Annotated in this window: 19 protein-coding genes; 11 read left to right on the forward strand and 8 right to left on the reverse strand. The window is 68.3% G+C overall.

Annotated features, from left to right (window positions below):
- Positions 1 to 35: 35 nt before the first annotated feature.
- Positions 36 to 2,600, reverse strand: coding sequence for a class III lanthionine synthetase LanKC (gene lanKC, locus ACLJQZ_RS22060; RefSeq protein WP_410621794.1), 2,565 nt, complete (start codon positions 2,598 to 2,600; stop codon positions 36 to 38).
- Between the two features lie 444 nt (positions 2,601 to 3,044).
- On the opposite strand from lanKC, the gene ACLJQZ_RS22065 reads away from it, so the two are divergent.
- The 3 genes from ACLJQZ_RS22065 to ACLJQZ_RS22075 all read left to right on the forward strand — a co-directional run bounded on the left by ACLJQZ_RS22065 (position 3,045) and on the right by ACLJQZ_RS22075 (position 4,732).
- On the forward strand, positions 3,045 to 3,410 hold the full coding sequence (locus ACLJQZ_RS22065) for a hypothetical protein (RefSeq protein ID WP_410621795.1): 366 nt from the start codon (positions 3,045 to 3,047) through the stop codon (positions 3,408 to 3,410).
- 22 nt (positions 3,411 to 3,432) lie between these two features.
- Positions 3,433 to 3,804: a hypothetical protein gene (locus tag ACLJQZ_RS22070; protein ID WP_247063877.1), complete on the forward strand. Its 372-nt coding sequence runs from the start codon at positions 3,433 to 3,435 to the stop codon at positions 3,802 to 3,804.
- A gap of 223 nt (positions 3,805 to 4,027) precedes the next feature.
- Positions 4,028 to 4,732, forward strand: a complete 705-nt coding sequence (locus ACLJQZ_RS22075; protein ID WP_410621796.1) for a S1 family peptidase — start codon at positions 4,028 to 4,030, stop codon at positions 4,730 to 4,732.
- On the opposite strand, the gene ACLJQZ_RS22080 is transcribed toward ACLJQZ_RS22075, so the two are convergent.
- Positions 4,729 to 5,217 carry a SixA phosphatase family protein gene (locus ACLJQZ_RS22080; protein ID WP_410621797.1) on the reverse strand — a complete coding sequence of 163 codons (489 nt, stop codon included), beginning with the start codon at positions 5,215 to 5,217 and terminating at the stop codon, positions 4,729 to 4,731. The genes ACLJQZ_RS22075 and ACLJQZ_RS22080 overlap by 4 nt on opposite strands.
- 465 nt (positions 5,218 to 5,682) lie before the next feature.
- Positions 5,683 to 6,342, reverse strand: coding sequence for a DUF4232 domain-containing protein (locus ACLJQZ_RS22085; protein ID WP_410621798.1), 660 nt, complete (start codon positions 6,340 to 6,342; stop codon positions 5,683 to 5,685).
- A gap of 165 nt (positions 6,343 to 6,507) precedes the next feature.
- Between ACLJQZ_RS22085 and ACLJQZ_RS22090 the strand changes: the two genes are divergently transcribed.
- Positions 6,508 to 8,166, forward strand: coding sequence for a hypothetical protein (locus ACLJQZ_RS22090; RefSeq protein ID WP_410621799.1), 1,659 nt, complete (start codon positions 6,508 to 6,510; stop codon positions 8,164 to 8,166).
- Here ACLJQZ_RS22090 and ACLJQZ_RS22095 read toward each other — a convergent pair.
- On the reverse strand, positions 8,163 to 10,100 hold the full coding sequence (locus ACLJQZ_RS22095) for an NB-ARC domain-containing protein (protein WP_410621800.1): 1,938 nt from the start codon (positions 10,098 to 10,100) through the stop codon (positions 8,163 to 8,165). The genes ACLJQZ_RS22090 and ACLJQZ_RS22095 overlap by 4 nt on opposite strands.
- Positions 10,101 to 10,238: 138 nt before the next feature.
- Between ACLJQZ_RS22095 and ACLJQZ_RS22100 the strand changes: the two genes are divergently transcribed.
- Together ACLJQZ_RS22100 and ACLJQZ_RS22105 are read left to right on the forward strand one after the other, a co-directional pair.
- Positions 10,239 to 11,159, forward strand: coding sequence for a pentapeptide repeat-containing protein (locus ACLJQZ_RS22100; RefSeq protein ID WP_410621801.1), 921 nt, complete (start codon positions 10,239 to 10,241; stop codon positions 11,157 to 11,159).
- Positions 11,160 to 11,291: 132 nt separating this feature from the next.
- A complete protein-coding gene (locus ACLJQZ_RS22105; protein ID WP_410621802.1) occupies positions 11,292 to 12,887 on the forward strand; it encodes a hypothetical protein in 1,596 nt (531 codons plus the stop codon).
- Here ACLJQZ_RS22105 and ACLJQZ_RS22110 read toward each other — a convergent pair.
- The 4 genes from ACLJQZ_RS22110 to ACLJQZ_RS22125 form a co-directional block, all read right to left on the reverse strand.
- Positions 12,859 to 14,733: a hypothetical protein gene (locus ACLJQZ_RS22110; RefSeq protein ID WP_410621803.1), complete on the reverse strand. Its 1,875-nt coding sequence runs from the start codon at positions 14,731 to 14,733 to the stop codon at positions 12,859 to 12,861. The two genes, ACLJQZ_RS22105 and ACLJQZ_RS22110, sit on opposite strands and share 29 nt — an antisense overlap.
- Positions 14,734 to 14,977: 244 nt before the next feature.
- On the reverse strand, positions 14,978 to 15,598 hold the full coding sequence (locus ACLJQZ_RS22115; RefSeq protein ID WP_410621804.1) for a hypothetical protein: 621 nt from the start codon (positions 15,596 to 15,598) through the stop codon (positions 14,978 to 14,980).
- 107 nt (positions 15,599 to 15,705) lie between these two features.
- Complete coding sequence (locus tag ACLJQZ_RS22120) at positions 15,706 to 16,041, reverse strand: hypothetical protein (RefSeq protein ID WP_410621805.1); 336 nt, start codon at positions 16,039 to 16,041, stop codon at positions 15,706 to 15,708.
- The gene (locus ACLJQZ_RS22125; RefSeq protein WP_410621806.1) at positions 16,038 to 16,484 is read right to left on the reverse strand and encodes a hypothetical protein; all 447 of its coding nucleotides are present in this window, start codon (positions 16,482 to 16,484) and stop codon (positions 16,038 to 16,040) included. The genes ACLJQZ_RS22120 and ACLJQZ_RS22125 overlap by 4 nt, the downstream gene beginning before the upstream one ends.
- Positions 16,485 to 16,657: 173 nt before the next feature.
- Here ACLJQZ_RS22125 and ACLJQZ_RS22130 point away from each other — a divergent pair, with 173 nt between their 5' ends.
- From ACLJQZ_RS22130 to ACLJQZ_RS22150, 5 genes are all read left to right on the forward strand, one after another.
- Entirely contained in the window at positions 16,658 to 18,172 is a 1,515-nt protein-coding gene (locus ACLJQZ_RS22130; RefSeq protein ID WP_410621807.1) for a hypothetical protein, read from the forward strand.
- Positions 18,173 to 18,222: 50 nt separating this feature from the next.
- Positions 18,223 to 18,975, forward strand: a complete 753-nt coding sequence (locus ACLJQZ_RS22135; protein ID WP_410621821.1) for a hypothetical protein — start codon at positions 18,223 to 18,225, stop codon at positions 18,973 to 18,975.
- Entirely contained in the window at positions 18,968 to 23,404 is a 4,437-nt protein-coding gene (locus tag ACLJQZ_RS22140; protein ID WP_410621808.1) for a hypothetical protein, read from the forward strand. Before ACLJQZ_RS22135 ends, ACLJQZ_RS22140 begins: the two co-directional genes overlap by 8 nt.
- Positions 23,405 to 24,466, forward strand: a complete 1,062-nt coding sequence (locus ACLJQZ_RS22145; RefSeq protein WP_410621809.1) for a Wadjet anti-phage system protein JetD domain-containing protein — start codon at positions 23,405 to 23,407, stop codon at positions 24,464 to 24,466.
- 407 nt (positions 24,467 to 24,873) lie between these two features.
- A complete protein-coding gene (locus tag ACLJQZ_RS22150) occupies positions 24,874 to 26,211 on the forward strand; it encodes a hypothetical protein (protein ID WP_410621810.1) in 1,338 nt (445 codons plus the stop codon).
- Positions 26,212 to 26,335 lie beyond the last annotated feature (124 nt).

Here is a 26,335-nt window from a genome sequence, read left to right on the forward strand (position 1 = left end):
TGTTCCTTTCGATTGTTCTTCGATTCCGCCGGTCCTCAGCGACCGGAGGTGTGGGGGGACGGCGTGCTGCCCAGGAAAGGCAGCACCTCCTTGCCGTCCAGGAGGCCGGCGAGCGAGAGGAGGATCCCCGCGCCGCCGGTGGTGACGTCCATCGACAACCGCAGCAGCTGGTTGCCGGGGAAGGCGAGCCCGCCGCGGAACGGCACCGCGTACCAGGCCAGCCGGGCCAGGTGCAGGTCGATCGCGTCGCGAACGCGCTGCTCGGGTTCGGCGCCCATGCCGAGCGCGACCGCGAGCCCGGACCGGCCGTAGAGCAGGCCGGGGTGGATGACGAACTCGCCGCGGCACGACTGACGCAGCTCGGGCAGGCTCTCGCAGGCGTCGGCTTCGGGCCGGTGCCGCGCCAGCTGCTCGGCGACCATCAGGATCCCCGCGCTGCCGATGCCGGCGTACGGGAGTGTGCGCGTGGCGCCGTCACGGACCTGCAGTGACGCGTCGTCGGCGAGCACGCATTCTTCGAGGTCACGGCTGAGTGCCTGGTCCGCGAACGCCAGCCAGGCGGGCTCGCCGGTGCGTTCGAACAGCCGGATGAACAGCAACGCCGGCCCGGACCAGCCGGACAGCAGGCCCGCACGGGCGAACTTCCCGGGCGGCGCCGCGGTTTCGAGCGCCTCGGCCAGCCGGACGGCGGTGGTGAGCGCCTGCCGGCCGAACTCGTTGTCCTGCCGGGCCGCGGCGAAGTGCAGCAGGGTCAGCCCGATGCCGGCCAGCCCGCCCTCGAGCGCGTGGTCGGTGGTCTGCTCGACGAGCCGCGCCGAGGACGCCAGCAGCCGGCTCGCCTCGTCGTGGTGCCCGAGGTTCTCCAGCACGTAGGCGATGCCGTAACTGCCGTCGTAGAACCCGGGCCGGGTCGGCGGGTCACGGCGGACCGACTCGATCAGCCAGTGCTCGTGCTCGGGGAACCGTCCGACGCCGGTGACGTCGAGGGCGTGCAGCACACCCGCGGCGCCGACGCCGAAGCAGGCGCCGCCGACCCGGAACTGCTCGATGTCGCCGGGGAACAGCCGGTCCTGGCGCTGCGGTGTCGCGCTCGCGAGGATCGCCTCGGCGATCTGCTTGCGGACCAGCGGCCAGTCGGGTTTCTCCTGGTCGAGCTCGGTGTGGACCGGTGCCGGCTCCGTGGACTTCGCACGCGGAGCCAGCACCGCGACTGCGGCGTCGGCATAGCCCTCGGGCAGGCCGAACCGGCGTTCGACGAAGTCGGCGATGCCGCGCAGCTTCGCCGGCGCCAGCTCCAGCAGCGCGGACAGCGGCAGGAAGAGCCACAGCCGCAGCGCCGCGAGGGCGTGCTCGTCGATCTCGAAGCCGACCCGGTCGGCCGGCGCGCGGAAGCCCGGCGCGCCGAGCGCGGGCCGTTCGCCGGACTCGACGTCGGCGGCCATCTCGAAGTCGATCAGCGAGACGCGGCTTTCGTCGTCTTCGTCGATCAGGATGTTCAGCGCGTGGAGGTCACCGAAGACGAAGCCGCGGGCGTGGATCGCCTCGACCGTCTCCTCGACCTTCGCCAGCACGGCCAGCGCGCGCTCGGCGTAGGCGGTGAGGTCGGCTTCGGTGGTGTCCCGCCTGGTCAGCGGGTAGTTGCGGGCCAGCCAGTTGCCGAGCGAGGTGCCGGGCATGTACTCCATGGCGAGGTAGTGGTGCTCCCAGACGGTGAACTGCTCGATGGTGCGGGGCACCCCGGGGATGCCGGTGAGCTTGTCGAGCACGTCGTGCTCGCGCCGCAGCCGTTCGACGGCGTCGATCTGGGCCCGGTCCAGCCCGGCGTGGGGCCGCGCCTCCTTGAGGACGACCTGGTCGCCGCCCGCTTTCGGGTCCGCCAGGTAGACGCCGCCACCGTTGGAGAAGTGCAGGGAACTCGTCACCTTGTAGGGGAACTGGGCCGGGTCGCCGGCCTTGCGCGCCGCGATGCTGCGCTGCAGACAGGCCGGAATCTTCACCCAGTCAGGGACGGAGAACGTGGGTTCCCGTTTGTCCGGGACCAGCCTGCCGTCCGGCTTGCGGATCGCCAGGACGCGGTTGCCGTCGTGTTCGACCCACTGCTCGGCGAATCCACCGTAGCGGACATACAGGGGGCCCGCACCGTAACGCAAGTCGCTCAGGATATAGGCCCCGTGCTCGCCTTCAAGGCGCACCGACAGATCGTCGAGCACCCGCTTGAGCTCGTCTTCATTCGCCGGATAAATCGTGATCAGTTTCCCGCTGCCGTCGCGGGGTGCGTATTTCGAGTTCCGGGCCAGCAGGATCAACGGGGAGCGCAAGTGCTTGTAGGCGACCCGGTACTCCAGACAGTACTCGTGCACCTGCACGAGCACACGCCGAGCGTTCCCCAAGCCGGCCGAGACGTGGATTTTCCAGCCCTGAGCGGGAAGTTCGCGACCCTCGGGGTGCAGGACCCGCCACACCCCGCGCTGGGCCTCGACCCAGCCGGCGTCCGGTGCGGGCAGCGCCGTGGCGTACTCGTCGACCGACGCACCGATTTCCTGTTGTTCGTCGTAGAACAACGGATCGGCGAAGCAAAATGCTTCGTAGCGCAGGTCCATCGAGATTGCCCCTCTGTGCGTTCCCTGGTTCGGCGTGACCCGGGACGAGGAATATTCCCCCATGCCGAGCGGTCCCGCGCCAATCCGCCAACCCGGGGGTTCAACTGGGCTATCCGAGGTAGGCAAAAGAGACACTTACCAGGCAATAGCTGAACACTGCGTGATTTCCACGAGGCAACCAACCACCCTGTCGTGGTGTAACACGAAGGTTTTTACGTCATTCCTGCAGGTCCGAACAAGACCCCGCCGGAATAACCACCGAATTGGCAGAATGCCATCAAGGACGCCTGGTGATCAATTTTCCCGGTATCGCGAGGTCGGGTTGGTTGTCCGGTCCACTGTGGATCACCCGGACGTGGCCCGCGCCACGCCCGCGGCCCTCGCTCGGCGGGCCGTCCGGCGCCCCGGAGTAAGTTGACGCCGGCGGACCGGAAGGAGGAACTGGTGATCTTCGGATTCGCCGTGGCGGTCGCCGTGGCCGCCACGCTCGTCGCGCTCTGGAGCTTCGTCCAGTCGGCCCGCGACCGGGAGCCGGACAACGCGCTCCTGATCGCGCTCGCGGTCATCGAGGTGCTGCTGGTCGTCCAGCTGGTGATCGGGATCGTGCTGCTCGCCGGCGGTGAGCGCCCCGGCAGCCTGGCGACGTTCCTCGCCTACCTGATCGGCTGCCTGGTCGTGCTGCCCGCCGGCGCCGCCTGGGCACTGGCCGAGCGGAGCCGGTCGAGCACGGCCGTGCTCGGCATCGCCTGCCTGGCCATTCCGGTGATGGTGCTGCGACTGAACGAGGTGTGGAGTGGAGCGACAGCGTAGGACGGCCACCGGCCCCGGACGGGTGCTCGTCGCCGTGTACGCGATCTTCGCGCTGGCGGCGACGTCGCGAGCGGGCGTCCAGATCAGCACGAAGTTCCACGAAGCGCCGCTCGCCTACATCCTCTCGGCGTTCGCCGCGGTCGTCTACATCGTCGCGACGATCGCCCTGGCCCGCCGCGGCGACGGCTGGTGGCGCGTGGCCCTGACGGCCTGCTCGATCGAGCTGCTGGGCGTCCTGACCATCGGCACGCTGAGCATTGTCGACGCGGCCGCGTTCCGGCACCCGACCGTCTGGTCGGTCTACGGCGAGGGTTACCTCTTCATCCCGCTGGTCCTGCCGGTCATCGGCCTGTACTGGCTGCGGAAGACGGCGCCGACGCGCGTCACGGCCTGACGGCGCGGTCGAGCAGCACCCCGGCCGTCGCCGCGTCCGACCCGGGATCCCTGCCCTCGGGGTTGAGCACGGGAACAGTAGGTAGGCCTCCTCCCGGAAATAAATGAGGGTTCGCCGGACGACTTTCGTCGGTTCCGGAAATTACCCGAACAATCGGACAATCCTCACGTTCGGTCCCCACCGGCCTTTCCGTGCGGGTCTCCCGCACCCATGAGGAGTGAGCGTGAAAGTACGCTTCGGCAAATTGGTCCTGCTGGCCGCCAGTACGGCATTGGCGGTGGTCGGTCTCGCCGGCCCCGCGACGGCCCAGACGTCGATCATCGGCGGCGGCAACGCGTCGAGCGGCCCCTGGGCGGCGCGACTGTTCGTGAACGGCCAGCAGAACTGCACCGCGACGATCATCGCGCCGCAGTACATCCTGACGGCGAAGCACTGCGTCAGCAGCGCCGGCACGTACACGTTCCGGATCGGCAGCCTGGACCAGTCCAGCGGCGGCACGACGGCCACCGGGTCGACGATCACCCGCTACAACGGCCCCGCTGACCTGGCGATCGTCCGCCTGACGACGTCGGTGAGCGCGACGTACTCGCCACTGGGCAACGTCGGCGACGTCTCGGTCGGCCAGAACGTCTCGGTCTACGGCTGGGGCGCGACGAGCCAGTGCGGCTCCGAGATCAACTGCCAGTCGCGGTACCTGAAGGTCGCGACGGTCCGGGTGAACTCCATCGGCTGCAGCGACTACACGGGCGGCGTGGCGGTGTGCGCCAACCGCGTCAACGGCATCACAGCGGGCGGCGATTCGGGCGGCCCGATGTTCGCCTCGGGCCGCCAGGTCGGCGTCGCCTCGACCAGTGACAGGTCGAACAACACGGCGTACACGAACATCACGCGTTACCGCAGCTGGATTTCCCAGGTGGCCGGAGTTTAGTTTCCCGGCAAATCCCGCGGCCGGAAGAATGCGGTCAGCTGGGCCCGGTCGAGCCGGGCCCAGCTTTCCGCCACTTCGAATACCGCGACGGCGCCGGTCGGGAACGCGTCGATCGCAGTTCTTCCGGCGAGCTGAAAAGTCACTTCGCTGACACTGGGCTCGTGCCCGACGAGCGCAAGCCTGGTCACGTCGTCCGATGTTCGACGCGCGATGTCCAGGTAGTCGCCGCCGTAGAGCTCAGCGTCGTACTCGACCGGCGGCTGCTGTTCGAGCTCCCCGGAGACGAGCTGCCAGGTCTCCCGCGCCCGGCGGGCGGTGGAGCAGCGGACGCGCTCGGGCAGGTAGCCGTGTTCCCTCAGCCAGCGCCCGGCCTTGGGAGCGTCTTTGACCCCCCGCGGCCCGAGAGGGCGTTCGTGGTCGTCGACACCTTCCGGCCAGGCCGACTTGGCGTGCCGAAGGACGAGAAGCAACCGGGTCTGATCCACGTCACGACCCTCTCACAGGTCCCGGCCGGATTCGACGACGCGCGTAGAGACACCAGTGACGGGCGGCGGAGACACCGAGCAACCCGGCCCACAGCCATGAAGTCCACACGCTGGAGAGCAGGCCGAGGGCGAGGAACATGACGGTCCCGGCCGTGGTCACGATCGCGGTGGCGAGAATCCACCCGCGCCGCCGCGAAGCCAGCTGAGCAGGCCAGTCGGCCACCAATCGGTTCCGGTCCACGCGCGAAGCCTCCCACGCAACCGTGCCCGCCGGCGACGGGATAGCCGCCGAGCAGGGAACTTCAGTGGGCCGCCTGGGGCTCGAACCCAGAACCTACGGATTAAAAGATTACAGGAAACCAATGTCGGCAAGTGTCACCAAAGGCCACCTTCTGCCATTAAATTCAGGTCAGCCGATATTACTGCGACCCTTCAGTGTCGAGACGTGTTGCACGGTATCGGGCACTAGTCCGGCAACGGAGCCCCATCGGAGACGCATACACTGCAATCCTGGTCCATTGTGGACCAACGTGAACCACGACAAAGACGACTTGATCGCCGCCACCAAACGACTCCGTGAATACGAGTGAACCAACTCGACGAAAGACCGCCAGCCACCCCTCGTTCCGGCAGCCCAGGCTCGATTGGCCCTGCAACATCGACCGCCGCCGAGCCACCCTCCCACGACACGGCGATCCGCCCTGAGGCAGACCTGCCGCTCCACCCCGACCAGCTGATCGACGCCGACGCCAGCTGACCCGGCTCCAAGATGACGAAAGGCGGGATACGCAACTCCAACGTGATCCACTGACCCACACCAAGCGGTTGCCCGTCCAACCCCAACGGCTGCAGTCCCGGCTTCCCGCCCAACCGACAGACCAGCCCGCTGACATTCTCCGCAACAACCTCGCCACACAGCCCACCACCCGCAGCCCGGAACCACCGGACCGACACCGCAAGATCACCCGAGCCGCACGGAGGAACCCGCGCCCCCTCCTGCCATCGCGGTGATCGGACAGCAAGCTCACTCACCGGCGGACCCGAACCCAGCTCAGCCGACGTGACGCGCCAGGGCACCCGACCACGATCGTCCGGGCTCTGATCACCGGGGTCCACGGCCACCACCTCCGACCAGCATTCCTTCCGGCAAGTGTCCCAGCCAAATTCCGGCCTGCGCTGCCGTCACGACGCCTGATGGAACCCGACCTCCGCTGTCGGCGTCCCGACTGCTGGACGGACCTGGTGTCCGGGACTACGGCGTCGAGGAGGTACGAACTACCATGATCGGATGTGACGGCGACAGCGAACGAGGCGAGGTGGAAGACCTTCGCCCCAAAACGGCGCGTGCTCGCCGTGACACACAACGTTACCGCCGCGACCCGCCTGCTCGACGTCGTCCACCTCATCGCCGAAGATCCCCGGCTTGAGGTGATCTTCACCGACCCCGGATCCTCTGCGTTTCCGGCCGGAACGGACGACTTCCTCCGCGCATGCGGCGTGCGGCAACTGCCCTGGCGCGAAGCCGTTGAAGAACAGTTCACGTTGGCCATCTCCGCCAGCCATGGCCCGACGCTGCATGAGCTCAATTGCCCGATTCTGATCATTCCCCACGGAATGGGGTACAATAAATACTTGGAAACCGGAAACCGGAAACCGGAAACCGGAAACCGGAAACCGGAAACGGTTTTCGGTTTGTCCGGCGACTGGTTGTTGCACGACGGCCGCATGATCGCCTCGGTCCTCGGCCTGTCCCACGACGAACAGCTTCACCGGTTGGCGCGGGACTGCCCCCCAGCCGTCAGCAACGCCAAAGTCGTCGGCGATCTGGCGTTCGACCAGCTGACGGCGTCCCAGGTCAGACGCGCCGCGTACCGGAAGGCTCTGGGAGTTTCGGACGACGAAACGCTGGTCCTCGTCTCCTCGACGTGGGGTTCTGACTCCCTGCTCGGCCGCATCGCCGACCTCCCCGCTGCCTTGGGGACACAGCTGCCGGCCGACGAGTTCCGGATCGCCGTGGCCGTCCACCCGAACGTGTGGTGGGGCCATTCTCCGTGGCAGGTCCGCCAGTGGCTGGCCGGATGTACCCGGGCCGGGGTGACCGTGTTCGAAGATCCCGATGACTGGCGGGCGAGCCTGGTGGCCGCCGACGTGGTCGTGGGCGATCACGGCTCGGTGACCTTCTACGCGGCCGCCCTGGGTACACCAGTAATCCTGGCAGTCGCGCCAGAGCACGCCGTTGCCCCCGATTCGCCGATCGGCATGTTTCTCCGCCGGGCTCCTCGACTGACCGATCTTGACGATCTCGCCGGGCAGGTACGCAAGATCGTCGCGAACCACGATCCGAGCCGGCTGGCGGACGTCACCTCCCTCACGACCTCGCTGCCGGGCAGCTCGGCCGCGATACTGCGTGCGGTGCTGTACGACCTGCTCGCTCTGCCGGAGCCCGCTCTGGCCGCGGACACCCCGCTTCTGCCGGCTCCCGCCCAGGTGCTCAGCCGGTGTGCCTCACACCTGGTCCAGGTCATTCCGGACGGACCGGCCGCGGCTCAGGTGACCCGGTTCCCGGCCGAACGGCTTCGCAGTAGCGGGGACGTGGGGGCGCTGCTGCTCGTCGTCGGCCCGGGCGAGACCTCCCGCCGGTGGCACGAGCTGGCGGACGTCATCGTCGGTGCTCTAGGCGACGGCACGCCACGCTGGGTCGCTGCCACCCTCGGCCAGGCCCTCGGAGCGGTGCTGGCCACTGCTCCGGGGGATGACGGCCAATGGCTTCTGGGCGACCGGCACGGTGGGTTGCGACGGGTCAGCGCCGCCGGCGATCTGTTCGCCGCGGTCGCGTTGCGCGAGCTGGCCGCCGGACGAGGGCTCAACGACTTGACCGGCACCTGGCGACTCACCGTCAACAGCAACGTCATTGACGTCACGATCAGTAGCGCCGACGACGTCGACTAGTGAGGAAGGCTGCCGAGCCGCCTCCGCACTTCCTCGGCCCGGCCCGTGAACCCGAGATCCTCATAGCAGCTCAGCGCCTCGCGCCAGCTCTCGCGTGCGCCGGCCACGTCGTCCGTCGCCAACCGGACGTCGCCGAGCGCCACCAGCGCCTCGGCCTGGTCGAACCGGCGTCCATGGCCGGCCATCCGCTCGACCACTCCGTCGAGTACCGGCGCGGCCTCCTCGATACGCCCGAGGTCCAGCAGGTGCTTCCCCTGCCAGATCGCGCACTTGGCCCGGTTGACCGGGTCGGCGACGGACTCGAAGTAGGCAGCCGCCGTGTCGAGCAGACGAAGCCCAAGCGCGGCTTCCTCCGCTTTCGCGAGGTGAAGCTCGGACAAGGCGATACGCCGTGCGTCGCCGATCTTCTCGGCCAGCTCCCGGTTCCGCCGCAACGTCTCCAGTGCTTCGGGGGCACGCTGTTCGATCCGGGTCAGCCCCAGCCCCTCCAGGGCCGTCGCTTCCAGCTCAGGGCTGCCTGCCACGCGGGCCCGGTCGGCTGCCACGCCGAACAAGGACGCGGCCACGCCCAGTTCGCCCAGCCAGTAGTGCCCATACGCCTTCTGCGTCCGGATCAGGCTCTCGAGATCCAGCCTGCGCAACGCTTCAGCAGCGGCGATTCCCGGCTCGTGTGTCGCGAAAAGGTCACCGAAGTGCTTGCCGGATTCGAAGAACGGCCACAGCAACACACACCAGGAGCACACCCGTTCGAGATCGCCGAGAGCGTCGGCACAGCCGACGAGCTTCGTCAGCGTGACCCGCTCCTGCTCCAGCCAGGCCGACGCGGCTGAGGCGTCGGCGAACGCGCCCCGGGACCGCAGCTCGGGCAGCAGCGTGCGCCGCCACGGCCGGGCCGGCATCACCATCGCGTCGGCGTCGTAGCTGCGCTGGTGGTAGAACTCCAGCAGTCGCGCGCTTTCGGCCGCCTTCTCCTCGACCGCACGATCGTCTACATAGGACGCATGGAGTGCGACAAGGTCGTTGACCGCGTAGCGGTCTGCGCCGATCTCTTCGATGAAGCTGTGCTCGAACAGCTCGGCGAGGCTTTCGGCGACCTCGTAGAACGGCTCGGCCAGCGCGTGGCTCAGCGCCTCGGCACTGACCTGGCTGAGGCGGGGCGCCAGCCCCAAGGCGCGGTAACACCGTTGCGCGGAATCGCCGAGCTGCCGGTAGGCGGTGGTGAACGCGCTGTCGAGCGACAGGTCGGTGGGCGGTGACAGCGCGGCGAGCCGGCGTCGTTCATCGCGAAGCCGTTCGACGGTGCTGGCGATCGTCCGGTTGCGCGGACGGCCCAGGATGCTCGCGACGACGCACAATGCGAGCGGCAGATTGCCACACAGTCCGATCAGCTCGTTCGCCGCGTCGCGTTCGGCGACCACCTGGTCGGCACCGAGCAACCGTTGCAGCAGTTCCAGAGCCGCGTCATCCGTCAAGGGCGAAAGCTCGAAGACCTTCGTCCACGTGTCGACCGCCAGGTCGGCCAGCGACTGCCCGGACGTCACCAAAACGAGCGAGCGGCCGTCTCCGGGCAGCAAGGTCCGCACCTGGCCGGACCGGGCGGCACCGTCGGCCAGCAAGAGCAGCTTGCGGCCGGCGGTGGCCGCCTGGTAGCGCGCCCGCAACGCGTCGACCCGGTCGGGCAGGTTCGCCGCGTCCACGCCGAGCTCGACGAGGAAGGTCCGCAGGATCTCCGTCTCGGCACCGTCCCGGTCGAGAGCGCCGCGCAAGTCGGCGAACAGCACTCCGTCCGGGAACAACGGCTTCACCCGGAAGGCGAGTTCCCGGGCCGTTGCGGTCTTGCCGCTGCCCGGCGGTCCCGAAAAGACGATCACCAGATTGGCCTCGGCGGCCGTGATCGCCGCGACGGCCTCGGCGAGCTCCTCGTCGTGGTTCACGTAGTGCGGGTTCCGGTTCTGGATGTGGTCCGGAACGAGCGACGTCGTCAACAGGCCCCTCCCCTCCGACCCCGCCACCCTACCCACCGAAGGCACCCTCCGTCATCGCGTCGTCCGACCCCGTAGTGCAATGTCGGCATGAACCGTGTCGTGCTCCGGACCGTGCTCGCTGTCGCGGCCCTGGCGATCGCCGGCGGCGTCCTGTGGTTCCTGTTCGACCCGGTGGTCGGCTGGCTCGGCGGCGCCGACCTCGACCGATTGGACGTCAAGGACCGCATCGCGGCCGTCGGCACGATCCGTGGCCAGGTCGCCACCGTCCTCAGCGCCGCCTTCGTCGCCGGGGGCCTCTACTACACCGGCCGCAAGTTCGTGCTCGACCGCGACAAGCAGTACACGGACCGGTTCACCAATGCTGTGGACCAGCTCGGCTCCACCGACGTCACGGTCCGCGCCGGCGGCCTCCGCGCGCTGGACCGCATCCTGCACGACTCACCCCGAGATCGCGACCGCGTGCTGCGGACCGTCACCGGCTACCTGCGAGCGCACCCCGTCACCGACGCCATCCCCGACGACGTGGTCGCGGCGCTGGCGACGCTACGCGACCGGGCAAAGCCACCGCGCGGTCAGCGCGACGTGCTCGACCTGCGCGGCATCACCCTCCCGCGCGCGGACCTCACGGGATTCGACCTCCGCGACGCCGACCTCACCGGCGGCGATCTCACCGGCACCGTGCTGCGCGACGCCGACCTGCGTGGCGCCCGGATGAACCGGACCACCGTGCGCGAGGCCGACCTGACCGGAGCGAAACTGGCCGGCGTGTTCGCTGTGAAGGCTGTTCTCGCTCACTCGACGATCCACGAGGCCGACCTCGAAGGCTCCGACCTCACCGACGCCGACCTCAGCGAATGCGACCTCTCCGACGCCCGGCTCGACGGCGCTGTCCTGGTCAACACCGCCCTGGACGGAGCCGACCTCCGCACCGCCCGCGGCCTCACCGAAGACCAGCTCCGCCGAACCCGCCGAAGCGCGGCGACGTCGCTGCCGCCGGACCTCGGCTGAGCACGGGGTACCGTTCTCGAAGATCGCCCGCACGCAGGAGCGCCGACCGTGTCAGCCAGTCAGTGGACCAAGGTTCCCGTCGGACCGCAGAGCCGGCGCTGGAACACCGCGTCGACCGAGCGGACGGTCCTGGTGGTCGTCCACACGGTCACCGCGCTGAACCGGCTGCACGACCTGGTGACGGTGTTCGATTCCGACCGCCGGGTTCAACTGGTCTACACGATGCCCGGGGCCTCGGCCGTCGAGTCCGGTGTCGAACGCGAACTCGCCGATCTCGGTGTCGCATTGCTTCCCTGGCACCAAGCTCTCGCCACCGAATTCGACCTCGCGATTTCGGTACACAATAGTGGGAACCTGCACGACATCGCCGCGCCGCTCGCAGTGCTGTCCCACGGAATTGGCTACACTAAATACTCGAGCCGGAAACCGGAAACCGGAAACCGGAAACCGGAAACCGGCGACGTCTACGGACTCTCCGCCCAGTGGCTCGTTCAGGGTGGCGCGGTCGTTCCCAGCGCGATCATCCTGGCCCATGACGAAGAAATCGCGCGCCTCGCTTCCGCAGTACCGGCGGCGGTCGCCAACGCGGTCGTTGCCGGAGACCCCTGCTTCGACCGGCTCGTCGTCAGTTCCGTATCGCGCAGCGCCTACCGCGACCGCCTCGATGCCGGCCCGCAGCACACCGTCGTGTTCGTGTCCTCGACCTGGGGTCCTCGCTCGCTGTTCGGCCGGTTCCCGGAACTGATCGCCCGGGTGCTCGCCGAACTCGATCTCGACCGCCACGTCGTTTGCGTGGCCTTGCACCCCAACGTCTGGTACGCCCACGGCCCCGCGCAGATCGAACTCTGGCTCGGCGACTGCCTGCGCGCCGGGCTCCGCATCATCCCGCCAGTGCGAGGGTGGCAGCAGGCGCTGCTCGCGGCCGACGTCGTCATCGGCGACCACGGCGCCGTCACCGGCTACGCCGCGGCACTGGGCAAGCCCACCATCCTCGCGACCTTCCCGGAGCAAGACGTCGTAGCCGACTCCGCCATCGGCGCCCTCGGCCGGGTCGCCCCACGGCTGGACCAGCAGCGCCCATTGGCTTCCCAGCTTCGTGAAGCCATGTCGGCCAAGCGAAACCAGCGGGAGGTCCGCCGTCTCGCGACCTCCCGGCCCGGTGAGTCGGCAGCGCTCCTGCGTCGCACGTTCTACACGTTGATGGACCTGCCGGAACCGGCGACCGCCGCGCTGCTCCCGAGCTATCGCGCCGAGGACCTGGCACCGCTGAGCGACGACGTCCGGGCCTGGTGGGCCGTCGCCGACGTGATCGGCCCCGACACCCTCCGGCTGAACCGCCGGCCGGCCGACGTCACCCCGCCCCAGGGTGGCCCTCCGGAGCCGTTGGACGGGCATCTCGTCGTCACCGTCGACCATCCCCGGCGGGACCTCTACAGCCTCGCCGCCGTCGTGCTCACGACCGTGAACGGCCCCGCGCCGGCCGAGGTATTTGCGAAACAACCCGTCTGCCGCCTCGTGGTGCAACGCCTCGATCCGGCCCACTACCGGGTCACTACGCGCTACGGCGACACCGTGATCGCCCGAGCCGCCCGCCCCAACCTGGCCGAAGCGGCCGCAGCCGCTCTGCTTTCCCGGCTGGACGCGGGCCAACGGCTCGACACCGCGATCACCGTTCAGCTCGGTTCGCAGGCGGTCGAACTCACTGTGACGCGTCAAGATCCGCCCTGACGTCGTCCTCCCGGCGATCTCCCAATTCGGCATAGAGCGCACGGGCTCGTTCAAGCGACGCCTTCGCCGCATTGGAGTCGGCATCGCGCCGGCCAACCCGGTGCCATGCTTCAGCTTCCATTCGGCCGAGCCCGTCGGCGGCGAACAGCTCGGCCGCCTCGCGATGGGCGTCAACACCGGCCGCCCGGTCTTCCAGCACGTCCCCGAGGACCAGCAGGCACTTGGCCCGGTTCTCCCGCTCCCCCGACGCCGCACCGAAATACGCCAGGGCACGAGCCACCTCCGCACGGGCTGACGGCGCGTCGCCGGCTTGACGGTGTCCTCGCGCACGCTGCAGATCCAGCAAGGCGCGCATCCGAAGAGCCTGGTCACCGGAGATCGCCGTACCGGCCGTGTCGATCACGCGCTCGGACTCGTCGTAGCGGGCGAACGCCTGCGTGAGGTCACCTTGCCGCGCCGCCACCTTGCCGAGCCACTCCAGGTTCGACTGTTTCCCCAGCGCGTGCCCCACGGACTCCGCCGCGTCGAGGGAGGCCGTAAAGTCGGCCCGCGCCGACTCGAGGTCACCGACCGCGATCCACGCCGAACCTCGCTGGTTGGTGAGCTGCATGATCGCCGCCTGGTCACCGGTCCGCTCCGCGGCGGCGACACCCACCCGGTGGCTTTCCAGCCAGGCCGCCGTGTGTCCGTGCATGTGCAGGAACTTGAACAGCGCGACGCACAACTGCCAGGCAACATCGTGGCGCTCGACGCGTTCGGCGGCGGCGACGCAGGCCACGACGGTGCGCCACTCCGCCTCGAACCACACGATCGCGGCGTCCCTCGTCGGCACGGGCCGCCCGGAACTCGCGTAGGCGGCGAAGACCGCGCCGACCCGCCACCGCCCCGACAACACCGCATCCCGAGGCACCGCCTCGTGCAAGTACCACTCCACGATGTCGGCGACGATCACATCCCGGACTTCGCTGTCCTCGTCGTCGAACGCCCGCAACCTGGCGTGCTCGCGAACCACGGCGTGAAACGCGTAGCGCCCGGAGGACTCCTCGTAAGTCAGCAAGCACGCGTCGACCAGCTCGTCGAGCAACTCCGTCGCAGCCAGGACGTCGGCATGGCAGGCGATGGCAGCCGCAGCCGCCGTGAAACTGGGCCCGGGAATCAGCGCCACCCGCCGGTACGCCTGGCGATACGGCTCCGCCAGCCCGTCGTAGGCCAGCTTCAGGGACGACGCGACCGGCTGCGTCACGTCCAGTTCCAGCAGTGCGGCCCGGGACCGCCGGACCCTGGCCACCAACGGCTCGGCCGCCCTCGCCCGCCCCAGCAGGTGGGCCGCCACCAACCGGATGAGCAGCGGGTGCCCGTCACACAGGGCACACAGCTCGTCGATCACGCCGGGCTCGAGCTCGCGACCGGTCACGCCCAAGCTGGCGAGCATCAGCTCCCGCGCGTCCCGCGACGGCAGGCCATCCAGCGCAACCGCGAGGAAACCGTGCGGATAAAGCCTGCGCAGCGCGCGGCGGCTGGTCACCAGCACCACCGCGTCGGGCGCCGCGTGCGGGATGAGCAGCTCGACCTGCTCGGCGGCGACCACGTCCTTGACCAGCAGAACGAACCGACGACCGGCCGATTTCCGCTGGTAGGCGTGGGCCCGCTCGGCATCCGAGCCGGGCAGATCCGACTCGGCCAGCCCGAGGCCGCAGAGCGCCTGCCCCAGCAGTTCCCCCGGCGGCACGGCCTGACCGTCCGCCGCGGTCGCCTGCACCTCGACATACGCGCCGTCGCTGCCCAGCTGGTCCTCGCACACTTCGGCGACGAGGCTGTAGCTGCCCAGCCCTGCCCTCGCGTGCACGCAGACCAACCCAGGGTTCCCCGGCGTCCGGCGGCTCTCGAGGTGATCACGGATCAACTGCCGCGGAACCGCTCGATCCAGGAACGGCACCGCCCGGCGCGGCCTGCGCCCACCTCCCACGACGAGCCCCCTCAGCTGCCCGATCGACTACCCGGCCCCACCGTAGCGATCGGCGTACCGGCTGTCACCGCCGGTCGCCACCACGAACCCTTCGAAACCGATGCCGGCACACGGGACAGCCGCCCTAACCGTCCTGTGCGAGTTGCCTCAACCACGTGTCGAACTTGACCGACTTCCGAGGTGGCGGTTCGAGCTGCCCCGGGAGAGCGGTCCAACGCTCCGGGTCACCGCCGCTTGCTTCCGCGATCAACCCGGCCACCAAGCCGGCTTGGTTTTCACTCTCGAGGACCCGGTGGGCCGGCAGCGCACGCAGGATGTCGGCGGTGGCGAAGCGCGACCCGAGCAGCCCGTCGCAGGTCAAGTCGCGTTGCTCAGCGCGTGCTTTCAAGTGCTTGAGATGACCGCGCAGCTCGTCCTCGGGGTTCGCCGAGCACGCGAGTTCGTCGTCTGACGGCACCGCGACGAGTATCGGACGGCGCGCAACCACCGCGCGCCTGATGTCGTCCAGCCTGCCGCGCACCGCGGTCTCGAGGTCATCGTCGCTGTGCGGCAGCATCGCCAGCAACGCCTGTTCATCCAGGGCGGGAACCAGGCCTGCCAGGTCGCTGCGAGGTGTGGCCGGGTTGGCGGTGAGCGCGACGACGGCGCGAGCGCGTTTGTCCTCCCAAGTGGGCTCGGCTGCTCCGGACCGCGAGGAGTATCCGGGCTTGTCTGCTGTTGCGGCGGCGACCGCGTCGACCAGCAAGTTCGTGTCGTCACTGAGTTCCGCAAGCGCGGTTATCTCGTCCCAGCTGGTGTGGAAACGGCCAGCGGGCGTCCAGCCGTCTTCCTTGGCTTCCCGAACTACTCGGCTCAGGTCGTCCCGGGCGATCTGCGCAGGCGTGGCCAGCGCCGCACCAGGTCTGACGCGAGCGTGAGGCGCACCCCCGCCATCAGATCGTCGTCGTCGCGGAGTCTGTCGCCGGTCACTGCGGGCAGGCACGCCATGAGGACCGCATCGGTGAGCTGCTCCGCCGAATCGAGCAAGATCCGGCGGACGTGCGGCGCGTCATCCCCGTCACGGGCGAGCGGCTCCCAGAGCTCTGGCGCTGGTTCGAGAACGCGCCACGCTGCCCGCGCGCGCCTGCGTTCTTCGCCTGCGAGCTGCTTGATCAGCTCCTGTCGCTCCCAATTCGACAACTCGGTCACGTTGGGTCGGGGCGTCCTGTCGGCCAGGGCGGCATGCACGAGCGCGATCCGGAGGTTACCGGGACGGTGCCATGATCACGGGCCCACTGTTCCGTGAGGTAGTCGACCTCGCCCGCTTCGAGCTGCGATGCGAGGTTAATGGCGCAGTCTCGCCAGCCCTGTCCTTCGCAATACAGAACCAGTTCGACAAAGGCGCCGTGCGCCACCCTCGCCGCCTCCACCAGCGCGAGATCAGGGCGCCATCGCTCCAGAATTCGGACGACGAGATACCGCGGCGCCCGTTGCAGGATCAATACTCGAGTGTCGTCGTCAAGCCCATCGCGCTCGGCGATATCGGTCAAGCGCTCAGGCACGAGCTGCGCCAAGACCTCGATCACGCCGTGGACCTGCGCACCCGATAGTCCCGTCGCATCGACGAGTGCCGCGATCGCCGGAGTCTTCACCACTCCAGACTGGCACACGCTCCTCTTATGCATGGAAGGGCGCACCGGGCCGATCGTAACGCGAGCGACCCGCAACGCGACGGATTCGACGTGGGAATACCGGAGCCGGTGATCGGGGAGTGGCACTCGCTTGGTCGGTCGAAACTGTCATACCTCGTGGTTATGGTCTGAGAATGGTGGAGGAGACAGAGCCGGACCCGGACGGGCCGGTGGTGGACGCGGCATTGGCGCGTCGGTTGAAGGCGCTGGCCTGCACCGCCCCGGTGCACGACTTGGACGCGAGGAAGGGGCGGCTCGACTGGGCCGAAGCCGATGTCTACCAGATGTCGGAAATCGCGCTGACGATCATCGACCAGGTCACCATCCGGATGGACTTCGACCGCGGGGCCGATCACGAAGAGGTCCTGCGCCGGACGTTGCCCTTCGTGGCTGCCCAGGCGCCGAACCGGCCCCTGGACGAGCATCGGAAGATCGCCCGGTGGGTCCTGGACAACCTGATCAACGTCGGCACCCAGGACCGCGGCTTCTCCGCCACTTACGGCACCTTCGACGCGCAGGGCCAATACCAGCGCCGTACCTGGCCTTTCAAGCTGCTGATCGAGTCGTTCTCGGCGGACGGCGAGGTCTACCTCCGTTCGACGGACGAGGCGATCAACGTCCTGGTCGGCGCGCTCGACACCGATGTCGAGTCCGCCCAGGAGGCGGCGGAGACGAAACTGGCCAACCTGGTCCGGCGCGGCCGGCTCTCCGACGCACAGCTGGCGGCCGAAGCCGCACGTTGGCGCACGGTCCAGTACGCCGACCAGCTCCGCAGGCTGCTCGATGCGACCCGCCGTGACGTCCGCGCCGTCGACTGGCTGGAGGAGGTACCGAGCCTGATCAAGGAGGCGTTGGACCACATCGCGGCCCGGCACCGCGCCGAAACCGCGATCCTCACGAACATCACGCAGGCCCGGGACGAATCGGAGTCTCCGGTCCGCAAGCGGCAGGCGGCGACGCTGATCACGATTGTCCGCGACTGCATGCAGCGGCACGGACAACTCCAGGCCAGGCTGATTCTTGCCGGAAAGACGTTCCGCTCCGAGCAGGATCGACAGGAATTTTCGGCACCCGCGAGGCGGCCCACCATCGATTTGTTCGGCCAGTTGCTGACGCCGACGCTCGGCCTGAGTATCGCCGAGGCGACCAGGGTGACGACGGCGTTCTTCGCCAAGAGCACGGGCCTGTCGGTGAAGGGTGTCCCGAGGCTGGTCGACGTCGTGTACAAGCTGCTCGCACCTCCTGCGGACCGGGGCGACCTCGGCGATCCGATTCCGGAACCGGATCTGGTACCTGCCGCCGACCCGGCGATGTTCGACGACGAGCAGTGGGCGGCGGCCGATCGGCTACTCACGCTCGGATCCGTCCCGCGCCGATTGTCGGGGCTGCTGGCCGAAGCCCGCGCCCTCGACCCCGACCTGCCGCACCTCATCGGGCTCCGGGTCTTTCACCTGCTGGATCCGGGAGTGACCACGGCACTGCGCCAAGGTGACGATTCGATCCTGCTGGCGATCGATGACGGAACCGAGCTGTCCGACGACGAGTTCGGGGGCGCCGACCTCCTGGTCGGCCTGGTCTCGCTGGAGATCGGGCGTCATTCCGCTGATCGGGTCGCAGCCGGGGAGAACCGGGGAGAGGTGGTCGCGTGAGCTCGCCGACCGAGGATGCCACGGACGCCGGGCGGCTGCTCGCGCTCGGAATGCGGCCCAAGCATCTTCCCGCGCGGGATGCCGTGTACGCGGACCTGGTGCGGCGTTACCACGAGGACGATGAGTTCGCCGAACTCGTCAAGGCGTTCGCCGAAGGCCTCGGGATGACCATGCTGGCGGTGACCCAGCAGTCCGGTGCCGTCCCGGTCCCGCGGGAAGAATCACCCTTCGAGCTGAAGATCGACGAATACGCCAAGCGCACAGCGCTGGGCAACCGCGGGGTCGACAAGATGCTGCACGGTCTGGCGCACCTCGCGGTCGCTGCGCTCGCCTTCCCTCGTCCGGATGATCTCGGGAACCCGGCCTATGTGGGATACGTGGCCGTGGCCGAGGTCGATGCGGTGGTGCGAGACGCCTGCCGGGTGCTGGAGCAGCATGCTGTCGAGGCGGAAGAGAACGAAGATCCGCTCGACACGGCCCCCGACCTGGAGCGGGCGTGGCGCGCGTACACGCGCCGCCCGGCCGCGGCGGCGACCAAGGATGGCCGGCTGGCCCCGGACACCACCCGCGCGATCATCACCAAGGCCGTCCGGTTTCTGGCCGACCAGGGCTTCCTGGTCCTCCGCAATACCGACGACGGCGGCTCCTACCGCACGACTCCGCGTTACCAGGAGCAGGTCCGCGAAGTAGCCGCGAGCGCGGCCTTCCGGGAACTGCTGGATCTCGGCGTCATCTCCATCACGGGCCCGTCCGGCAGTCTTGCCGTGACGAGCGATCCCGGGTCAGGCGGCGCTGATGTATGAACTGTCCCGGGTCCGGCTGCATTCGGTCGGGCCCAAAGGTGCCCGTTACCAGGACGTGGTTCTCGACCTGCGCCATGTCGGCCCGCCGGTTCCCGCCCCGGCGCAGCGGGCGTTGTTCGATACCGGACCTGCGGGTGTGTTGCGGCGGCCGTCGCCGGCGTCGGTGCTGTTCGCGGAGAACGGCAACGGCAAGTCCGTCCTGATCAAGCTGATCTTCTCGGTGATGCTTCCCGGACGCCGGCAGATCGTCGGCACCACGAGCACGAGAGCGCTGGACGACTTCGTGCTCGCCGATGACGTCGCCCACGTGATCCTGGAATGGCAGCACACCCGCACCGGGCAACGGGTGATCACGGGCAAGACGTCGGCCTGGCGCGGTCACGTCGTGTCCAGTGACCCGAACAAGCTGCTCGAAGGATGGTGGTCCCTCCGGCCGACCGATCAGCTGGATCTGGACACGTTGCCACTGACGCACCAGGGCCGGCAGGTCGAGCTGAGCGGGTTCAAGGACCGGCTCACCGAAGCCCATCGGCAGGAACCCCATCTACAGTTCGAATGGCTGACGTCACCGGGGGCCTGGACCGAGCACCTGGGGACACTGGACCTCGATTCGAAGCTCTTCGGATACCAGCGGAGGATGAACGCCGGCGAGGGAGAGGCAGCCGACGCGTTCTCCTTCAAGAGCGATGAGGCGTTCGTCGACTGGCTGCTTCGCGCCGTGACCGACGAGGAGGAGCCGCGGTTGCTGGCCGAACTCATCGACGGCTACGCCGGCCAGCTCGCTGATCGCACCTCGATGGTCGCCGAGCGGGACTTCGTCGACGGCGCCCTCGAGCTGCTCGGCCCGCTCGCGGCCGCGGCGAAGGAAGCCGACGCAGCGGCTGAGGTCTCCGCCGACGTGGCGCGGGAAGCTGCGCAGTTCATCGGGGCCGTCAAGGCTCGGTGCGGCGAAGAGACCGGTCGGCTCGAGGTGCTGGGCGTGCACCGGGGCACAGCTGCCGAGCAGGCCGAGGCCACCGAGCGGGAGAACCGCCGGATGAACCGCATCGTGCTGGAGCTGCGCCGGGACCGGGCACGCATCGAGTGGCAGCTCGCCGAAGCGTCACTCAAGGAGCTGACAGATCGACTGGCTGCACAGCAGGCGGATCTGGCTGCCTGGACAGCGACAGACACCCTCATCGCGTTCCAGCGCGCGCAGGGAGCAGCGCAGGCCGTCGGTGACCTGGTGGCAGCCAAGGAGGCGGAGGCCGCGGAGCCGCTGCGGGCACGGGATGCTGCCGCGCGACGGCTCGTCCAAGGCTTGCTCGCCCTGATCGACCAGGCCCAGGCAGAAGTCCAGCGCCTGACAGCTCAGGCGAAGGTCCTCGACCGGGAGATAGCCGAGCTGACAGAGGAAGAAAACGCGCAACGGGAGGCGATCGGGCAGGAAAAGGGCCGAGCCCAGGCGGCTCGGGAGAAAATACTCGCAGCTCGGGAGCAGGTGGCCAGAGCGGTGGCCAGGGGTCTCCTGGACGACGGGCGCGCTCCAGCCGATGCGGCCGAGGAAGCCGAGGCGATCGCAGGCGATGCCGAGACCGCCGTCTCCGCAGCCGAAACCGAGCACAGCCGGCTCGGCGGCGAGCGCAGACTGCTCGATCCGGCGGCACGCGCCGCAGAACGGGAAGCGGACGGCCGCCGATCAGAGCTGGCTGGCAAGACCCGTGCCTTGGAAGAAGCGTTGACTGCGACCGCCGCATTGGCCGAGGAGGAACGGCTGGCAGCCGTGCTCGGGACTGCGTCGGTCACGCTGGAGAACGACTACCCGTCCCTGCTTACCCGGTTGGGCGAAGTCATCGCCGAGAACGGCGAAGAACTGGTCACCCGGCAACTCGCGGACGCCGCCGACCGGCGGGTGCTGGAAGCGCTGCAGACCGGAGAGCTTCTCCCGCCCCGTCCGGAGATCACCTCGGCGCTCCAGGCCCTCGACGAAGCCGGTATCCGGGCCTACGCCGGCTGGGACTATCTCGCCAAAGTGCCGGACAATCGACGTGAGCACCTCATGGCAGCGCACCCTCAGCTGGTCGACGGGGTCGTCCTCAACAATCCGCAGCATCTCGATCGCGCAGAAGAGGTCCTGACGGCTGCGCGTTTGCTGCCTCGATCGATCGTCGTGGTCGGCACCACCGAGACTCTCGGCGGCACGGCGCTGGCCGAGGCGCCCGAAACGGAATATGTGGTGCCGCCGAATCCGGCGATGTACGACGTCGACCTGGCCGCGGCCGAACGGCAACGGCTGGTGGAGGCCACGCGGGAACGACGGACACAGATGGATGCGCTGACCGCGCAGATCGAACACGACCAGGCATTGGTCAGACGCCTGAAGGAATGGGAGAGGGCGTGGCCACCCGGCACCATCGAGCAGTTGACCGCGGAACGCGACACCGCTCAGGAGACGCTGGAGAAGGCTGAGAGCCACGCGGAGGACTTGCTCGCCCGGCTCGCCACGATCAACGAGGCCGAAGAAGCCATCACCACCTCCCTGCCCGATCTGCGTGCAGTGGCCCGGACAGCGCGGAATCGCTCGAACGAGCTTGCCGCACTCGCTCAGGTCATCGCCCAGGAGCCGACATGGTCCCACGCGCTGAAGGAAGCGCAGGCAGCGGCAACCGCCGCTCAACTCGCGGCCGATGACGCCTACAACCGAGCAGAAGCGCGGCGCCAGGACAAATCCGAACTCCACCGCAAGACCGACGACCAGCAACGGACCATCGCCACCACCCGCGACGAAGTCGGCCGGATTCCCGGTGGCGGATCGGCGGATCGCACGGCGACGCCTCCAAAGGAGTCCGCCGAAACTTTACGAGCGACCTATCAGGCAGCGAAGGAAGCGTACGAGCAGGTCGAAGTCGGCGCTGATCTGCGGGCTGAGCTGGAGGCAAAACTCAACGCCGAAGCACAGGCCCGCGCCGTACTGGAAAAGGTGCCGGAGACCGTCCGAACGCGCGCGACCGAACTCTTGAGCACCCCGGACGGAGCAGACGCAGCGTCCAGATCCGCCGCCACAGCCAGGACCGAACGAGCGGTCGCCGGCCTGACGAACCAGGCCGGCGCCGCCCAAGGACAGGCCGGCCGCCGTCAACAGGCCTACGAAGCTTTTCAACCGCAGGAAGTCTCGATGGAGCCTTACGGCCATCCTCGCGACCTCGCGCACGCGGACGAGTTGCTGGACGTTGCCTCCAGCGACTACGAGCGCGCCCGCCAAGCCGACGAAGAGGCGCAGCGGCACCTTGAGGATCTCGGCAAGACGATCGAGGCGACCAAGAAGACAGCCGACGACTTCGAGTCGCTCTACGACTCGATCAGCGCACTGGCCGCCGCCAGCGACGCCGAGCCGCCGTTCACCGGCGACGCCGCCGCCGCACGTGACCGGCGGACCAGGATCCGAACTTCGGTGTCTGAAGCCGAGGACATGCTGGCCAACGCCCAGGGAGAGGTTCGCCGCCTCTCCTCGAAGCTCGGCCAGTACGCCGTCGGCCAAGCCTTCGAGAAGGTCGACAGCCCGGTCAGGCAGCAGATGATCGCGGTCGATCGAGAGCGGCTTGCCGAGTATGCCGCGGACTGGGAGCACGCGCTCAAGCCGCGGCTGCGCAGCCTCGCCGACGATCTGGCCCACATCGAGCGCCACCGCACCGAGATCGTGGTCCGGTTGCGCGGCATGGTGGAGATCGCGCTCAAGACCTTGCGCACCGCGGAAAAGGTCAGCGCGCTGCCGGAAGCCCTCGGCGACTGGGCGGGCCTGCGCTTCCTGCACATCCGGTTCACCGAACTCGAACCGCCGGTGCTCGATGCACGGCTCGGTGAGGTAGTGGACGAGGCCGCCACGGGCACTACGAAGGCGACGGGCGGGAAACGCGACGGTCTGACGCTCCTGCTCAAAGGTGTCCGAGCCGCGATGCCGAAAGGTGTGCGGGTCGACATCCTCAAGCCCGATGCCGCGCTGCGCGCCGAGCGGGTCCGTGTGTCGTCGGTCGCGGAGATCTTCTCGGGTGGCCAGCTGCTGACCGCGGCGATCATCCTCTACTGCACGATGGCCGCGTTGCGCTCCAACGAGCGAGGCCAGCTCCGCCGCCCGCACGCCGGTGTCCTCTTCCTGGACAATCCGATTGGCCGTGCCTCGGCGGGTTACCTGCTGGACCTGCAGCTCGGGGTGGCCGACGCGCTCGGTGTCCAGCTGATCTACACGACCGGGCTCTTCGACGTCAACGCACTGTCGTTGTTTCCGTTGATCATCCGGCTGCGCAACGACCGCGATCTACGCAGCGGCATGGCCTATCTGACAGTCGAGGACGAGATCCGGGCCGGGCTGCCGACGGACGGGGACCCCGAGCACGGGCAGATCACCGCAGCACGGTTCTTCCGCGGGCCGGTGCACATCGAGGAGACAGACTGAGTGGCAGAAGACCTCGACACTGCCGGTCCCACCGTCAGCATGCGAGCCCGTCGAATGGCGGACCTGCTCGCCGAGTGGCCACGACAGCGAGTTCAGCTCGAGGAGTTGTGGCAACTGCTCGACACAGCGGACCCGTCCGGCCGCTCGACCCCCGGTCGGCGGTCGGTGCTCGCCGACGTGATCGCCGAGCTTGATCACGCCGGATTGGTGCGACCTGCCGGTGCACGATCCTGGGATCGCAGTCAGAAGCCCCATTTGCCACGCTTTGTCAGCCGACTGGCATCCAGGTCGCCGAAACCGGGCGCCCGGATGGTGTGGCACCACCGACTGGCCTGGGTCGAGGAAGCACGGCCCAGCCCAGCCCAGCGGGCACACCTGGAGTCCCTCAACACGTGGTTGTACGAACACGACCGCGAAGACCTGCCGGTCGTTCCGCACCGGGAGCGGTCAGTCAAGATCTTCGGCAACGAGAAGGTCCTGGACAAATTGATGGGGACGGCGTTGTTCGGTGACAGCCGACTCAGCTTGGACCTCCTGCGGGCACGGCGGGTCGCACCAGGCTTCATCATGGAGTCCGTCAGTGATGGACCGATACTGCTGATGGTCGAGAACAGCGACACGTTTGACTCCCTCGTGTCCGCGCTCCGGCGGAAGCCCGGGAACGTCGGCCTGGTCGGCTGGGGAGCAGGCGGCGCCTTCGAGCAGTCAGTGCTGTCGATCAGCCGGCTGACGCCCACCGCCCGCGAGGTGCGGTACTTCGGTGATCTCGACGCCAAAGGACTGCAGATCCCGGCCAACGCTGCAGCCGTCGCAACGCGCGAGCAACTCCCGGCCGTCAGGCCCGCGGTCGGCCTCTACGAGGCGATGTTCCGCTACGCGCGACCCCAACCAGGCCAAGCACGCCTCGCCGCGGCCACCGCGCACGCCGTAGCCGCCTGGCTACCTCTGGATTTGCAGAATCGGGCAGCCGAGCACCTGATACGCGGCACGCGTCTTGCCCAGGAAGAGGTCGGGATCACCGAGCTGATCGCTGACCACGGGTGGCGCTGCGACCTCGGCTGAACCTGCTTGGGGCGCACAGTTGGCCGTGAGGTTCACCGCATACCCGGTGGAGCAAGCTCACTGCGGCTGCCCACAATCAGAACCATTCGATGCCCGCCGACCGGTGGGCACCCACTCGCAGACCGTCCGCCGCTCAGCTCCATATCGCTGGACCGTCAGGCGGTGGCCTGAGATCGTCCAGTGGCTCGTGAGGTGGCGGCAATCGTGTCGATGCAGGATTGTCGCGACAGGGCGGACCGTGAAATCGTGATCATTGTCTGGGCAGGGCGGGATCGTCTCCAACTGCTGGTGTGGCACGGTTGCGCGGTCTGTGAGCTCCTGCCGTTCCCGGACTCGGGCGCAGTCGCGTTCGGACAGGGGTGACAATAGCGACGGCCAGGAGCGGTTCCTTCGAGGAGAGCGTAACGATGACCAGTCGCAAAATGCCCATCAATGCGGCTCAGCGGGAAGTCCTCGCGTGGGTGCGCGCAGGTTGCGCGGCGGGAGTCTACGAAGATTGGTCGCACCGTTTGGTCGCACGCGCGCTGCACAACCGAGGCTTGCTCGTCGTGAAGGGCCACGGCCCATCATGGGGTGCCTCGATCACTGAGGAAGGCGTCTATTACCTCGAGAACGACGCATACCTGCCCCGGGAAGACAACCGCCATCGTTTATCGCCTTCTGACAGCAAGAAACCTGAACAACGCCCCAAAGCTCCAGCGCCGGGCACACGGAAGCGGCCCGACCCAAGCACGAGCGGACCTACTGTCACGCCGTCTACGAAGCCGGTTGTGCAAAAACGAGGACCGGTCGACCAGCTCATGCAGAAACTCCAGGATGCAGTCGATCATCGCGTCCTGGTATCGACTGACCAGGCACCGAAACAACGCCAGCTCGCGGCTTTAGCACGGCGGTTCGGGCGGATCCCGGAGGGAATGCGGCTGTCGTTCGAATACTGTCGACAAGACACCGGATACCGGCTGGCGATCAAGCTGGAAGCGCCGCCCGGGTGGCAAACCAGACTGCTGGCTCAAGCCGTGTCTACGACGCCGCCGGACCCGACCGATATCGTGCAGGCGTGCATGGAGCTGGAGGGATTCCCCGTCCAGAGAGCACAGCGCGATCGGGCGTTTCGCCTGATCGACGCCCTGGTACTGGGTGCACGCGAGATCGGGATGACCGTGTCGCTCCAGACGGAACGGCACACACGTGGATACGCGACACGGGGTGATCATCAGAACGAGATCCGGTTCGCCCTCGACCGGGATGAGGTCTGGCTCCGATTCACCCAGGCCACGCTCCGGCGTCCCCACGAGCCCACAGAACGCGAACTCAAGCGCGCGCGACAGGGCTACTTGTTCCCCGACTTCGACGAGGTCCCGGATGAACACCTGGGCATCATCGCGGCCGGTGCCGGGCGTTTTTGGGCCGACAGCTGGAAAGACACCGACGAACATCGCCTGGAAGACGATCTCGTGGAGATTCTGGAGGAAGTCCGGCTCCGGCTCGGACACCTGGCGGTGCAGCGCGCAGCGGCCGAGGAGCGGCAGCGCCAAGCGGAGCTGGAAAGAGCCGAACGGGCGAAGCGTCAGGCCGCGGCTGAGGAACGCGCCGCGATCGCACAGCGGGAGCACCTGATCGATGAAGAGGCACGGGACCAGGCGAGACGCTGGTCCGAAGCAGGCCAGCTCCGTGCCTATGCGGCGGAGGTGCGCCGGCACGCGTCATCGCTGACTGACGAGCATCGCGCAGATGCACTGTCCTGATGGCGCTCTGCGAAGTGGGCCAGAGGCGCTTCCTGAAAATCCCCAGCCGAGGTCTGCAGCTTAACCGGTGTCAGCGACGGAGTGGGATCACTCCGTCGGGTGCGGCGACCGGCATCTGTGGCCG

Source organism: Amycolatopsis sp. cmx-8-4 (assembly GCF_046548675.1).
GTDB lineage: Bacteria > Actinomycetota > Actinomycetes > Mycobacteriales > Pseudonocardiaceae > Amycolatopsis.